At 45.0% G+C, this 14763-nt stretch carries 15 protein-coding genes; 2 read left to right on the top strand and 13 right to left on the bottom strand.

Features of this window, described 5'->3' with window-relative positions; translation table 11 throughout:
- Positions 1-17: 17 nt before the first annotated feature.
- The 11 genes from C5S62_RS02220 to C5S62_RS02270 form a co-directional block, all read right to left on the bottom strand.
- Complete coding sequence (locus C5S62_RS02220) at positions 18-797, bottom strand: relaxase/mobilization nuclease domain-containing protein (RefSeq protein ID WP_104403877.1); 780 nt, start codon at positions 795-797, stop codon at positions 18-20.
- The gene (locus tag C5S62_RS02225; RefSeq protein ID WP_104403878.1) at positions 794-1174 is read right to left on the bottom strand and encodes a hypothetical protein; all 381 of its coding nucleotides are present in this window, start codon (positions 1172-1174) and stop codon (positions 794-796) included. Before C5S62_RS02225 ends, C5S62_RS02220 begins: the two co-directional genes overlap by 4 nt.
- Positions 1175-1746: 572 nt before the next feature.
- Positions 1747-3159: a DUF3987 domain-containing protein gene (locus C5S62_RS02230; protein ID WP_104403879.1), complete on the bottom strand. Its 1413-nt coding sequence runs from the start codon at positions 3157-3159 to the stop codon at positions 1747-1749.
- A 5-nt stretch (positions 3160-3164) separates the two neighbouring features.
- Entirely contained in the window at positions 3165-3479 is a 315-nt protein-coding gene (locus C5S62_RS02235; RefSeq protein ID WP_024988675.1) for a helix-turn-helix domain-containing protein, read from the bottom strand.
- Between the two features lie 181 nt (positions 3480-3660).
- On the bottom strand, positions 3661-4608 hold the full coding sequence (locus tag C5S62_RS02240; protein ID WP_104403880.1) for a DUF6043 family protein: 948 nt from the start codon (positions 4606-4608) through the stop codon (positions 3661-3663).
- Between the two features lie 439 nt (positions 4609-5047).
- Complete coding sequence (locus C5S62_RS02245; RefSeq protein WP_104403881.1) at positions 5048-5419, bottom strand: hypothetical protein; 372 nt, start codon at positions 5417-5419, stop codon at positions 5048-5050.
- Complete coding sequence (locus C5S62_RS02250) at positions 5416-7500, bottom strand: hypothetical protein (RefSeq protein WP_104403882.1); 2085 nt, start codon at positions 7498-7500, stop codon at positions 5416-5418. Before C5S62_RS02250 ends, C5S62_RS02245 begins: the two co-directional genes overlap by 4 nt.
- 11 nt (positions 7501-7511) lie before the next feature.
- A complete protein-coding gene (locus tag C5S62_RS02255; RefSeq protein WP_104403883.1) occupies positions 7512-7799 on the bottom strand; it encodes a transcriptional regulator in 288 nt (95 codons plus the stop codon).
- A complete protein-coding gene (locus C5S62_RS02260) occupies positions 7793-8422 on the bottom strand; it encodes a hypothetical protein (protein WP_104403884.1) in 630 nt (209 codons plus the stop codon). Before C5S62_RS02260 ends, C5S62_RS02255 begins: the two co-directional genes overlap by 7 nt.
- A gap of 203 nt (positions 8423-8625) precedes the next feature.
- The gene (gene rhuM / locus C5S62_RS02265) at positions 8626-9600 is read right to left on the bottom strand and encodes a virulence protein RhuM/Fic/DOC family protein (protein ID WP_104403885.1); all 975 of its coding nucleotides are present in this window, start codon (positions 9598-9600) and stop codon (positions 8626-8628) included.
- Positions 9601-9653: 53 nt separating this feature from the next.
- Positions 9654-11090: a phage integrase SAM-like domain-containing protein gene (locus tag C5S62_RS02270; protein WP_104403886.1), complete on the bottom strand. Its 1437-nt coding sequence runs from the start codon at positions 11088-11090 to the stop codon at positions 9654-9656.
- A gap of 456 nt (positions 11091-11546) precedes the next feature.
- Here C5S62_RS02270 and C5S62_RS02275 point away from each other — a divergent pair, with 456 nt between their 5' ends.
- Together C5S62_RS02275 and C5S62_RS02280 are read left to right on the top strand one after the other, a co-directional pair.
- Entirely contained in the window at positions 11547-12779 is a 1233-nt protein-coding gene (locus C5S62_RS02275; RefSeq protein WP_104403887.1) for a site-specific integrase, read from the top strand.
- A gap of 2 nt (positions 12780-12781) precedes the next feature.
- Positions 12782-13156 (top strand): hypothetical protein, encoded by a 375-nt coding sequence (locus C5S62_RS02280; protein ID WP_005645956.1) that lies wholly within the window; start codon positions 12782-12784, stop codon positions 13154-13156.
- Positions 13157-13502: 346 nt separating this feature from the next.
- On the opposite strand, the gene C5S62_RS02290 is transcribed toward C5S62_RS02280, so the two are convergent.
- A complete protein-coding gene (locus tag C5S62_RS02290) occupies positions 13503-13808 on the bottom strand; it encodes a helix-turn-helix domain-containing protein (protein ID WP_104403889.1) in 306 nt (101 codons plus the stop codon).
- 46 nt (positions 13809-13854) lie between these two features.
- Positions 13855-14166, bottom strand: coding sequence for a helix-turn-helix domain-containing protein (locus C5S62_RS02295; protein WP_004347727.1), 312 nt, complete (start codon positions 14164-14166; stop codon positions 13855-13857).
- Positions 14167-14763: the final 597 nt, after the last annotated feature.

A 14763-nucleotide genomic window follows, 5' to 3' on the forward strand; every position in this document is an offset into this window, starting at 1 on the left:
CAAATTTAACACTTTTCTCAAAATTCATGCACCGTGTTTTCGGCTTGACCCCATTTTCCCTCGGCTATCTCGCTCTTGTATTTCCGGATTATGGAGCGGAGCTGTGTAGCGCGGTCTTTGCGCTTGGGGCTGTTCCTGGTGATTCGATTGAGGATGTCATCGATGGCGATATTCCCGGCGTCGCCTCCACACTTGAACAGTTGGTAGCCGTCGAGCGATTTCTCTATCTTGTAGCCGTGAGTCTTGACGATATTGGCAAACTGACCCTCCGTTTCATAGTCGTAACAGAGAATCCGGTCAATATCTTTTTTGATGTCAGGAGATATTATGCGGTTGGCACACTCGTTAAGCCTGCGCCTGTCCTGATGGTCAGAAATGGCATAACCGTTAGGCTTGATTCTCGTCGAGAGAATATGCACATGGTTGTTGCCGGTATCATGGTGGGCGTAAACAAAATACGGCTGACGGGCATAGCCCATACCCTCCATAAGTTCACGCGCAAAGTCGGTAAGTTCTTCCGGCGACATGGCGCGTCCTTTCACGGAGGCCGACACGTGGAACTGGAAACGTGTTGTCTTTGTATTGCCGTAGGTCTTAGAGTTTTCTTTCATATACCTCTCGACTTCAGCCGAGGCATCAAGGCCGAAGCGGTGCAGCGTCTCGACATTGTGGCGCAACGCCTCGCTGACATTCTCCATCGCCATAAGGGTTGCCACACCATCAGCAATCTTCTTCTCGTTATATCGAGCGCCGGGGAAGCCGCCGCCGGACACATCGTTGAGTTTCTTGACTATCATTTTCCTGAAATTATCATGTTATAGAGGTATGTCAGCATCTGCCGGATTTTTTCTGTACCCTCGCAAAACTGACCGAAGGGAAGAAGATCTGCCGCCCGCAACGAGTAAGGATTCATTTTCTGCTGTTCGTTGATGTGCTTTGCAACCTGATTGGTGTTGGTGCCGGTTCTTTCGATGAGCTTGATAGCGGACTTGATCAAAGCAATCATACGGGGATTGTCTCGGTCAGCCATCGGCTGCTCTTCATATTTGAGTGTGGCACAACGTACAAACGCACTCAGATTACCGTCGGTGTATCGGTCGGCTCTTGACTGCATTTCTGCGTGGGTCTGCGAATCGACACGTATTTTTATAGTGATGGATTTTTTATCGGGCATAGAGATTAACTTTTTAAGATATTATGGTTTGATAAATTGGTGGATTGAATATCTGATACAATGAAGACTATATGACTTGGTATAATGATTGCTTGATGATTTGATGAACTGACACCTTGATGATATAATATCTTAGTGACTCGATTGTCTGATTATCCAATGCTCCATTACCCGATGACTTATTGTCCAATGGCTCATTATCATATTATCCAATGTATCGATTATCCAATGTGACGATGACCGATAAACCGAAGTATCACGGTTCATGATAAATGCGATATTGAATAATCTATCAACCGCATATTTTCAGTTTTTCATCATTCATTTTTCAGTCTATCATCGTTCACGGACAATGTATCATTAGATAAAAGACTGCGAGTTTCGAGCGGGATTGACCCTCACCTCGGGGGAGGCGGGATTGCCGTTGTGGACACAATCGGCATATCTTGCAAAGCAAGTTCCAAAGCAAGTTCGATACTCCAAATCTGGCGTGAGCAACCGGGGTATCTCAGTCAGTTCGACATCGGTCGAAAATGTCATAATGTCAAAAGTTCATAGTGTCAGCTCAAGCGTCATATTTTGCGATAGCAACCGTGTGACTTTTTCTTCACGAATCCTCGGCCTCCGTCTCTCAGGAATCTTTTGACCGAGGATTCCGAGATTCCGAGTTGCAGGGCTTCCCTGACTGCCTCGGCTGTGGTGAACGAATCCCTGAGGTTTCCGAGTAACTCGGTAAACCGGTTGTCGAGGATACCGGTTTCAATCTCCGGTGCAATCCGGCTCTCCATGTTTCTGAAATATTCGGTGAGCCTGATGGCGAGTTCGGCAGTTCCCGGTTCAATTTTATCCATGCCCGATTCTCCACAGATGCAGTGCATAATCTGTATGACCAGGCAGAAGCGGACGAGATAAGTTTCCAGTTTGCCGCACAACGCCCTGACAGCATCCGAATCCGTTTCAGCATAAGCCTTGTTATTGACCTCGTCTTTCCATTGAATTACGCGGAGCTTTGCCTCTTGGGAAAACAGTAGCTCTATTGAGGTTGCTTTTCCCTCTTGGTCTGTTGAAGGAGTGACTGTTACCACCTTTCGGATAATTCGCTCCCATTCTTCAAGAACGCCGTCAGGCATGGCGGTGTCGTTCCACGACGGCATCTTGTCAATTTCGGGATAGACTTTCAGGAATCGAGATGAAAAGCCGTTCATCATTCGCTTGCCGCCGAACTGTTCGCCCAGACGACCGGGCTGTGTAGTGCCAATAATAGAACAATAGGGATTGGCGAGGAAGATATGCTCGTTGTTTGACTTTCGGCTGTACTTGAAAGGCGTACCGCTGAACAGACTGAGAAAGTAGCCCTCGTCCGAACTGTTGTAGCGGTTGAAATTGGAGAGGAGGCTGTCTATCTCATCCTTGTAAATCAGCACTCCGCGCGGATTGTCGCGCAAAGCTCCGATAAGAGCCTCTACGGTGGAGTCAACCACCACATGACATTTTCGCTGAGGCATCTTCATTTCTTCAGGTAGAGAATGTTTCTCACGCTGCTTTGCCGACATGCGTTCCCATCGACGGTAGGTTTCCATCTCCTTGCAATAGATCATGTCATACTCTCCGTCGAGTTTAAGAAGCGGTGCGACCGCCTGTTGCAATGGCGGAGTCTTGCCGCAGCTCGGCGAACCTACAAGCACCATGTAGATTATCGGTCGGCTTACCCATCCGGTCATGAAGCGGACTGACCAAGCGTTGCCCATAGCAGCCGCGAATACTGTAAGGAATGAAGCCGCTGTGAAATCGACATTATAGTTCTCGTATTCTTCAAGAGCCTCTATTATGTCGCGGATTGCTTTCGGAAATATCTCCAAAGGGAAAGAAGGAGTTTCGGTAGTTTTACCGGAATCGCTGGTAAAGGCAATGCTATCCTCCTCGATCAATCCACATCCGGCTTCCATCGGAAAGCGTGGATGGTTGTAATAGCCATTCGCTTTCATGATGCTCAGATATTGATGTTACGTTGTCCGAGGGCTTTGCGTACCTCATATTCCGGGTACATAATCTTGTTGCCGGTCTTGACAGGTTTGAGGATACCTTTATTTGCCCAGTGCCAGAGTGTGGCATCGCATACGCCAAAGAGTTCCTTTACTTCGGCTTTGGTGAGCATACGTTCTTTCTTGGCAGCCTCGACCATCGAGCCGAGTTCATCCTTTGCGCGGCGGATCAAGTCCTCCGAAAATGCTTTGAGGTCTTCGGCGTTCATCTCTACCTTGACATGGGCCCGACCCTCATTGAGCATATCTAATAAATCTTGCATTTTTGTTTTGATTGCCGACATTGTTCGACGCTTCTACTGGCGGCATAAGACAGAAACGCCACCGCTCCGAAATGGAACGATGACGCAAAAGTATAGCGTAATTTCTTGGATTAAAAAGAATTGATGGTTCGTTAAGTTCGCGAACTATAAAACGAATCAAACGAATCGAAAAGAGGCTATTTCAGTCTACTCCATCTGGGTCAATTCGTAAAACATCGGTCTTTATAGAGTCAATAGCGAAGCGATGTTCTGGCTCGTCTTTGATAAATCGCTTACGATTGGGAGATAAATCTTGTAGCGTGTTTACGCTCTTCTGCACCTGACGCTCGCCGACGATTTTGCATTCAGGGAATGTGGCGGATAATATCTCGACAAATCGTTTGACAGGTGTTGACGGATCCAGCTCGCCAGACTCGACAAGTGCGACATATAAGTGCGCTATGTCAACGCCACGGATATGTGTTTCTATCCATTTGCCAATGCGCTTAACAATCTCACTGCCGTGAGATGCCAAAAGGGAAAGAAGGTCATGAGGAAATCCCGCGTTCTCTATAATTTTAGCAGTCGGTTTAGACTCGTCGATGCCCTCCAACGCCCAATCAGCCAAATTGCCGTTATCTACACTCATGCGATAATCAAGATGCTCCTTCAAATCCTTGCGCGAGCGTCGTTTATCCTCTACCTCCCTCGCAAGAAATGTCTTCATGAACTTTGCAAGCTGCCACTGGTACTGTTTGTTGTCAATCGACTCTGCCGCTTCCTCAATATTATCTATCATCATTTCAGAAGAGCGTCCATATTTGAGCCATGCGGCAAAGGGCAACCGGTATTTAGCCCATTCGCTCCCTTCTGCCTGTTCGCCAAATATCTTCTCAGCAAAATCCGACTCTTGAAGAATCTTCAAAAGCTCATCCAAGTCCAGATTGTCAAGGTTAATCATATTCTCCAATCGCTTCTGAAACTCCGGCGACGAAAGAAATGCTGCTGCACCCAACAAAAACACCTCCAGCGAGTCCGCTTCGCCCATCGCCGCAGCAAACTCGCCATATTCCTGCGGATGCTCCTCCATCCACGCCTTTATCTCGTCCTCACTCCGTTCAGGAGCCTTATGATTCTTATTGGTACTCATATCTTTTGTTTTGTGGCTACAAAGTTCGCACAAACCCATTACTAAATCTCAACCATTAGACACAATTCCGACAAAATCCCTCATAATCACATAAACACACACATACTGTAGTCCTATTTATCAGGTAACAGCAAAGTATCTGCACTCAGTGTCACCGGATAGAGGTTGCAGCAATCAATTGAAAATTTCTGTAATACTATAATTGTCATGCGTTACAGTTTGTATCTATAAGAAAAATTTCGCTTTCAATTGTACCACTAACATAAATCTCACATTAATTCTGGCGAAATCCGAGGTATAAATTATTCGCTCGCTAGCCCATTATCCCCAACTCGCAAATCTCGAATGGTCTGAAGGATATGAGTTATTTTCATCAAAATACAGGCAACCCCGATAATCACTATCGGGGTTGCCTGTATTTGTCGTATGAAAAATTGCGCTATTGCAATACGGTCAATTTGAAGCCATAGTTCGTTTTTTCTTTTTGAGGGATGAGCTTGGTTTGTAAGAATGGCTCTACCGGGCGACCATAACTGTCAAATTTCAGCTGCTTGTCCTCATCGAGATCCTGAAAGGCTCGTATCGACACCTCTTTGTCGATTGCCTCTGAGAAATCAACAGGTATTACGATAGAATCGTCTTCGACTTCGATTGCGACTTTGAGTAATTCTTTATCTCCGCAGGTCGCAGAGACATAGAGAGTTCCCTCGGTATACGGCAACTCACTGACGGTGATTGTGAAAACCGGAGTTCCGGCCTTCGCACTGACGCATAGGGCGATCAATGCGAAGATGAATAATAACTTTTTCATTTCTTTACATTGTTTATTGATTCGTATGTTTGAGAGTTGTTTAACTTGCGTTGTGGCGCGCTTCGCTTTTTACCTTTGTAGAGATTTAACGTGACCCCGACCCAGAATAATTGGCGAGTTGATGAAACTTGGTATTCTCTGTCAAATCCGGCGATAGCACTCAAATCCCGGCTTTTTACACTGATATTTCCAATGGGATTGAAAGCACCGGCCATAAAAGTCGCATTGCGGTATGTGTAGCCTACTCCGATATTCAGCATATTGTTATTGGCGCTGAATATACCTTCTCCCCATAGAGAATTATATGTGGTATTATACTTAACAATAACCCACCACGGACCATTTACATACATAAGTTGGGCATTTACAAATGGCTGTGAATAATCATGACGATAGTTGAGTCCCTTGCTGACAGTCTTATGCCAGCCACCCTCCAAAGAAAGATTAAGCTGCTTTATGAATATCGGCAATCTAATCTGAGCCTTGACTATGAAATTGTTATTATAGCCGGAGTTGTGATAGGACTTGACTATTTGATTGTCGATATATGTCTTGGCACCCATTATTGGATTGTGATTGTAGGTATTGCCAACAGTAAGTTTCAGAGATGTATTCTTAAATCTGCCGTCAAGTTCTACCTTTGCGTCATATTGCTGAAATGCGGAGACTTTGGGATTTCCTTTGCTCCACTGGTAATTGTCAATTTGTTGAATAACCGGATTAAGCTGATTAACTGTGGGAGATACCGTGTTTACATTCCCTGTAAAGGAAATACCTCCCCATGAGACAGGTGAATATCGTACATATACCCGTGGATTTGCATTGAAATAATTGTGTTTCAATGGTTCTTTCACGATATAGGAAGTCCCTCCTATACCGATGCTGTACTGAATCTTATCCAAGTTCTGTTTCCACTCAGCAAATAAGCTGCCCATGACGCTTTTCTCATTTATGTCTGCTGAATGATTATAGCGTGCCTCGTTCCATTCGCCTAGACTGCGGATACCCGATGACAGGGTACCATTGCCGATACGACATTCCCAAATGCCTTCACCGAACAATCTGTATCCTCGGTTGGATATGGAGGTAGATAATTCCACCTCCGATGTTTGATAACTACGGCCATTCGTGCCATTCATTGCAGTTGGGATTATGTTAAAGTACAGTTTGTTAGATTTATTTACTTTCCAATGCATATAGATGTCCACGTCAATCTGTGTCGATTTTATCGGCAGTTCCTCATGCTCATAATCAGTTATATGCTCATCTCCAATCACTGTGGTTATCTCTCCTTCGGATATGTAGCGATCGTTCTTGTGGAATATACGTAACTGGGTATTCAGCAAGAACTTATTACCTATCGCATAAGAATGTTGCAATGACACTCGATTAGAAGTCATTCTATTTGGAGCCTTTATGCCATTTTCTAAACGTAGTATCTCTGTTCCGTCCGACAATAGAAAATGTTCGGAATTGTCTCGAAAGGCAGACATTCGCCACATAGGATTGGATTGAAAATCAAGAGTCCATTCACTACGCCCTGACGTATATTTCAACGCGGCGGTATAATTACCCCAACCACGGTTTACAGATTGGAGCAGATTGAGGGATACTCCATAGCCTGTTTCGCGTCGTTTTACAGTTATATCTAATACTCCTGTTGCCTCTCCATACCTCACGCCCGGATTAGATATGTATTCTACTTTGGTAATATCCTTGGGAGATATGGATGTGAGATCTATTTGAGAGGCAGGACGACCGTTAATCCTTATGGACAACTCGCCACCACCCAGACTTTCAATAGACCCCGTAGCAGGATTTATAATCAGATCAGGGATTTTCAGACCTGCAAGCAGTTGGACTCCATTGTTTGTGGCATTTTTAAGTTCCTTTGTCGGATAGAATAAAGTCTTATTGCCGATTGTATGATTTTCAGGAGCCGTCACTACAATTTCATCAAGTTCATGCGATATGTCCAAAGTATCAGGCAATTCGCTCTGCGCAACAGCATTTAGGGAGGCTGTTGCGCAGAAGAACAATATGACATGATGCAGTCGCATAAACTTGTGAATTGTTTTCATCTGTAATTTTTTTATTGCATAGAAATGTATTGCTTCAGCGCTTCGACATATTCTTCGAAGGCATCGCGACCTTCTGTTGTTATCCGGGCAGTCGTTCGTGTTTTTCTCCCTACAAACCCTTTTTCAATAGATATATATCCGGCTGCGGAAAGTTTGTCAAGCTGCACACTGAGATTTCCGGCTGTCGATTCAGTTTTCTCCCTAAGATAGACGAAATCGGCTTCCTCTACATTCATGAGAATCGACATTACGCCCAGTCTCAACTGAGAATGCAGTAATGGATTCAGCTCTTTCATGATTCGCGATTTGCTTTCGAGTTAAGTATATGACCGGGAACAATCATCATTGCAGCAAAAGCTATGATGAAAAGCGGCATGAACCATGTTGCCATAAGCGTAATATGAGATGAGATGCAGCATGTAGTGAAAAGTCCGATTAAAAGCCCGATGCCGCCACCCGCAATGAGAGGACTCTCTTTGATGACCAGCCCTTGCATGATTTCAGCCATAGGAACGATGATTAGAGCGAAAACAAACATCATGCTCCATGAATCTTTTCCGCCAATCAGAAGGAAACCGAGGCATAAAAGGGTAGAAGCTATTCCTGTCAATCCGACAACAGACCATATTTGTGAAGTCAGTTTGTCGGTATAGCTCTTGGTGCCTGATGCCATTCGCTTTCTCTTAACCATTATTGGAGTGGCAATACCGCCTATTACCCAGATAAGGAACCATAGCCAGTTTACAGCCGGATTTTTTGTTGTCACAAGGAGCACCCATATAAGTGCCGTCACTGCCACGATGAGGTATCCCCACATGAGGAGAATGTTGCCGCTACCTTTTACGAGGCGGGCTTTTGTGCGCGAGATCATCGAGGTTATTATTTCGATGCTCTCAGCTTCAGTAATCTTTCTTTCTTCCATAGTCGGAGTTTAATTATGGGTTGAACAAACTGGTTTATATAATAAACCATATTCTGAAAAAGAAAAGAGCTGACTCTTGCGTTGCCGCTCTTAAATCCTTTCGACTGCAAAGGTAAAGCGGTTTATTGAATAAACCAAATTTCAGACGAATTTTTTTGAGATTTTTCCAGCCTTTCTTTATACTGAAGTAGTGAAAAGAAGGATCAGTTGTTCTTGTTGATGAGATTGACCACGACTTTGACCATCGTGTCCTTTTCCTCGGTACGACTTTCGGCTATCATGAGAGTGAGGGCTACAAGGGTATTGTCGGCTATGCGTTTGGTGCCGTCCTCATTGTAGAGAATTCCGTTTCCATTGAGGAACCATAGGAACAGCGTGGCGGCAATGCGTTTGTTGCCGTCGCTGAATGAGTGGTTTTTGGTAACAAGGTACAGGAGCATGGCAGCTTTTTCCTCCACTGAGGGATATAGGTCAACGCCACCGAAGGTCTGGTAAATCTGACCGATGGAGCTTTTGAAGGAATCGTCCTTTTCGTTGCCGAACAATGTGCTGCCACCGAATTTCTCATGTAACTCGCGGATGACTTCCATGGCGTTTTCGTAAGTGGCATGAAACGACTCTTTACCGGTGGTGTCCTCGATCTTCAGTTCCTGATAGTCGTAGCGGTCAAGAGTGTCGAGGGCGTATGTGTAATCGACAACAACATCGAGCAATGAACGGCTGTCCTCCGTAAGCCTTTCCTGATTTTGGATTGTGCGGCCGAGCACTTTTATCAACTGACTAAGCTCGTCATATTTCTGTGCAGCTATCCGCTCGTTTATGGCATAGCCTTGAAGAAGATACTGCTTCAATATCTTATTTGCCCAGATGCGGAATTGAGTACCACGTTTGGATTTAACGCGATAGCCAACAGAGATAATAACATCAAGGCTGTAAACCTGAGTCGGTTTGTACTTCGACAGAGTATTATGCAAAATTTGCATATTACTCTCTTTCTCCAGCTCGCCTTCCTTGAAAACATTAGAGATGTGGCGGGCAATAACTGACTGATCTTTGTCAAAGAGTTCGGCCATCTGCCCTTGGCTCAGCCATACGGTATCATTCTGAACTGTCACATCAATCGACATATTTCCGTCCGGCGCCTGATAGATTACGAGCTGTGAATTATTTGTTTCCATATTCAAAATTACAATTTATATTTTGATTTGTAGCTGTTTCCGAGTAATAATAGTCAAAATACTTCGGATTTTGCGCCATTAGCGATAGCGTCTATCTCGTCGGCGATTTCGTCCGAGGAGAGTTTGATATAGTCCATAAAGGTCTTTTGTGTCTTGTGGCCGCTGACGTGCATCATCTGGACTATGGAGTATTTGTGGGTTAGGTACATGTTGGTGATTCCGCTACGGCGGGCTGTGTGGGTTGTCACGCACTTGTAGCGAGGCATTATCACCTCTCCCTTTTCGTTGTGCTCGACAACGAGCTTGCCGTCCTCCACCAGTTTCTTCTGCTTTTGAGTAAGTTTGGTTACTACCATCTTGGCTAAGTCGGGCACTTTATCGGACAACTCCTTCAGAATCTCCTTTATGTAGCGGTTGAGTATCACGTCAACAACATAAGGGAGATTGTAGTTGTATTTTTCGCATATAGCCTTTAGGTTGGGATTCATTATAGGAATCTTTACCTCGTTGCGGGTTTTCTTCTGAATGAGGCGTATTACCGGTGTTCCTTTGGCTGTAGTGGTGAAACAATCCTTGTCAATGTCGTTGTAATCGCTCACGCGCTGACAGGTGTAGCACCCGACAAGAAAAATATCTCGTACCTCGTCCTGTTTACCTGACAATGGCATTTCGTATAATGCCTGCAACTCGGCTTCGGAAAGGTAAATTTCTATCGCCTTGTCTCCATCCTCGATTTTCTTCTTGGAGAAATATTGCATGGCGCGGTCGTTGTCGTGGATGCCGTCAAGGTAGGCGTAATTGACAATGGCGCGGAGATCAACAAGATACTTGTTCTGCGCCGATACCATGTAATCGTTCTTCTCCATAAAAGCAAGGAACTTGGTGACGAAAGCACGGTCAACTTGATACCATGTGAAACGGTGCTTCTTGTCGAACATGTCATAGAGTTTCCGGAAACTGAACCATGCCTTGACTGTCCCCGGTGCATATCTGTTATGTCCGTTCAGCCTGGCACCGCTCTTTATCTCTTCACAGAAGTGGTTGAGGAAATTCCATATTTTGGCACGCTCGGCGTCGATACCTTCCTTTATCAGTCGCTCCTGGTCCGCTTTGATTCTCTGTTCCTCTTGCTGACGCTCTTCCTCCTCGCGTTTGGCTTTCATTATTGCCTCTGCCTTCTTGGGATTGGCGATGGCAAGGATTTCCGCTTCGACATGAGATTTGTCGCAAGACATACCTTCGACCTCGGACTTTACAACAAGCTCAATCCTGTTGAGGGAATCATGCAGATTGAAATTCGCACGTTGGTGTCGCATCCATTTTTCAGGACACGACAAAGCCTCTTTCCACTCCGCAACATTCACACGTATCTGAGAGGAAAAGAGCGTATCGACTTTGTGTTTCTTGTTCTGCACCCTAAAGAAAAGAGTTGCGATTTCGTTCTTCTCGTCCTGCTTGCGGATGAAGAACCGGGAAAGAGATTTTGCCATAGAATCCAAGGTTCGATTCCCTTATGAATCGGACACTGCAAAGTTAGTGACTTTTCTTGAATAGTCACTATAATAGTCACTATCTTTCTTGAATATCTTACTATCCGACTAAATTAAAAATGATTTAATTCGCCTTATTATCAGCATATTAGCATTAATTACAATTTAAGCTGATTGATAATAATTTAACTTTTATATTGCTGGTGGCACCACTTCAAAGAAAAGCAAAAGACAGTAAAATCCTGATTCCCAAACGAAATCAGGATTTTTTATTTCCCGGAGGAACGCAAAAAACGGCAGAATATTACCGTTATTGGTGTTCCAAAAGGTGGAGCAAAAGAGGTGGAGCGTAAATCTCCACCGAATAAGATTACTTCTCTCTGATTTGCAACATTTTGCGTATCAAGAAAGCGTGCATGGTTTCCTACTTTTGTCCAATGAAAAAAATGTAGGAACATGAAAAGAGACTCATTCAATGTGCTTTTCTTCATCAAGAAAGCCAAACTGCTGAAAAACGGAGAAGCCTCCGTATGTATGCGCATCACAGTAAACGGTGCACGAGTGGAAAACAATATCCGCATGAGCATTGAGCCAGCCCTGTGGAATCAGGCGAAGGAATGCGCTAAGGGCAAGAGCCGCAAGGCTTGTGAACTCAACCTCTTCATCGAACAGGCCAGAATCAAGTTGCACAAACTGTTCGATGAACTGGAGGAGCGGAACTACCCTGTCACGTCCCGAATCTTGCAAGAGAAGTTTTTCGGGATTAACGAAGAAGTGAAAGAAGTCCGAACTCTCATCGGAACCATGCAGGAGCATAACGACCAATGTCGTGAACTTGTAGGAAAAGATTATGCCTTGATAACTGTCCGCCGTTATGAAAGTTGCAAGCGTTATCTGGCGGAACTTATCAGACAGAAATATGACAAGGAGGATTTACCGTTGTCAGAGGTCAACGGTGAATTGGTACGTGCTTTTGAATTTTATCTCAAGACGGAAAAGGAGTGCCAACAAAATACGGTCATCCGTTATATGAAGTGCCTGAAGAAGATAACCAATCTCGCACTTGCCAACGAATGGATAACCAAAGACCCGTTTATCGGTATCAAGTTCCACGAGAAGGAAGTTATCCGTGAGTTCCTAACTATGGATGAGCTGCTCACAATCTACAACAAGGAGTTTTCTTTGGACAGGATTACGGTTGTGCGTGATGTCTTCACCTTTGCTGCGTTCACTGGGTTGGCGTTCATTGATGTACAGCAGCTATCTGCCGAACATATCGTTCAAGACAACAACGGCAATTATTGGATTCGCAAGCCTCGCCAAAAGACGAAGAATATGTGCAACATCCCTTTGCTCGATATTCCGATGCAGATTTTGGAGAAATACAAAAGCCATCCTACTTGCCAAAAGAAAAATGTATTGCTCCCTGTCCCCTGCAATCAGAAGATGAACAGCTACCTGAAAGAGATAGCCGATTTGTGTGGCATATCAAAGTGCTTGACCACGCACACAGCCCGGCACTCGTATGCGACCTCTGTGTGCCTCGCCAATGGTGTAAGCATTGAGAATGTGGCGAAAATGCTCGGTCATTCCAACATAAAAATGACGCAGCACTATGCCCGTGTGCTGGATTCTTCCATCTTCAAAGATATGATGAATGTGAAAAGTGCCTTATCAAAAAATCTTTGATTATGAACAGAGGAATAATAACAATCAGTGAAACGGGCGTAGTTATAGTGCCGACTGCCCCTATATGGATGACAAAGTTTGAGATAGCCGACATGTTCGGGGTATTCTCGTACGACATCCGCAAGGCGATACGAGCAATCTACAAGAACAAGGAACTGAATGAAGCCGAAACAATGCGATATATCAGGCAACCCGATGGTATCAGTTATGATGTGTATAATTTTGAAATGATTATAGCCATCGCTTTCAAAATATGTAGCAAAGGGACCCTTTTGTTCAGGCGGTTCGTAATAAATGAAATCTGCGCCACCAAGAAAGGGAATCCGGTCACATTGTTTGTTTCCTATGGCAAGGGCAGCAACCTATGGTATAATTGAGGTTCATCCCGTCAGCCACCTGTTCCCGATGCCCGGATGCAAAGGTAGCATGTGGCTTTGAGGGCATTGGCAAGGTCGGGCGGCAGAGCCGTTTCGGGCAGAATCTTCCTCAAACGGGTTTGAGCGTATTCAGCCCGAAAACCTTGCCACTGCCAGCCACACGCATTCGAGGCATCCGGCAACGGAAACAAGCGACTGACGGGAAATCAGAAGAAATATAGGAACGGCTTACAGACGAAGATAAACATTGATGCTTCATCCGTAAGCCGTTCCTTTTCTTTTTGTCGAAGTTCTATTGCTGCCGCAAACATAGGGGCAGACGGTCAACTGCGCTCCTTCAAGAAAATCAAGTTGCCGCCTGTTGATAGGCGGTGCGGTAACTTTCAGTCAACATCCTTTCGATGTCGGATTCACGGTAGAGGATTTTGCCGCCCAACTGGATATAGGCTATCCGTCCCTCATTACGGTAGTCCTGAAGTGTCCGGCGGCTCACCTTCAACCGTGCCGACACCTCCTTGTCGGTAAAGAAACGCTCTCCATCCAATGTCGGGCGGTAGTTGGCTGTCAGATGCTCTACGTTGTCCAGCAGGCGGTCGAGGCTGCCCATGAAGTGGATTATCCACTCGTTGTCTTTGTTAATCAGTTTGTTCATGTTACTCTGGATTTAGTGGAATTATTGTTATTACTCTATTCGGTTATCAGATTGTCCTGCCTTTGAACCTCGCTTCCATTCGCCTGGCCTCCACGATGGAGACGATGCGCTGCACATCTTCGGGACGGTAGTACGTCTTGTGGTTGATTTGGCTGTATGATAGCGTTCCGTTGTCACGCAAGGTCTGCAACGTGCGTGGGCTGATGTTGAGCATCTGGCACACATCCTGATTGTCCATCCACTCGCTCATTCTCTTTTCTCCGTGCCGATGGCAGATGGCATCCATACGGCTGACGAAACGGTCGAACTTGGCGACCAGTTCCTCGAAGGTTTTTCTTTCGATTGCTACGATTTCCATATTGTCTTTCTTTTAGTTGTTACTGTTTCTTCTGCTGCAAAGGAATACATAATTTACTGTCCTGCAATGGATTTTCCGAAAGTGGCAGCGTGTTGCGTCAATAGGTAATCTTTGTCCGGGTTGCCGCTTTGTTGATTGTCCGTAAACAAGGCTCCTACCGTAATTTCTGCCATGCCATTTTGGACGGGTGTTATTCCTTTTGCCGCAAAGAAATACATATTCCTTTACCTGACAATGGCTTTTACTATTACTGGCAGCATGTGGCACAGGGTGGTAGCGGTTGGCATGGGCTGGAGGCTGTGGTTATTCTCTTATTTCTAAGAAATAGGAAGTTGGCAAGGGCAAAAATAAGGGCTTAATTCAAATTCGCTTGCGATTGAGCCTTTGCCCTCTCAGACATATACATCCGGCAAAACGGTGAAGTCCACACCGCTTTGTCAACCGCCATAAAGCAGAATCACACAAAATTGCCTAAGAGAATCCAAGTGCTTGACTGACTGCACTGGAGCATCTTACTTTGCTCCCGATAATCGGTCGAGGCACTGACCAAGACCACATTCAATAACTTAATCTATTTATTTTTTACAATGAAGAGAG

The organism is Prevotella sp. MGM2, from assembly GCF_002933955.1.
Lineage (GTDB): Bacteria > Bacteroidota > Bacteroidia > Bacteroidales > Bacteroidaceae > Alloprevotella.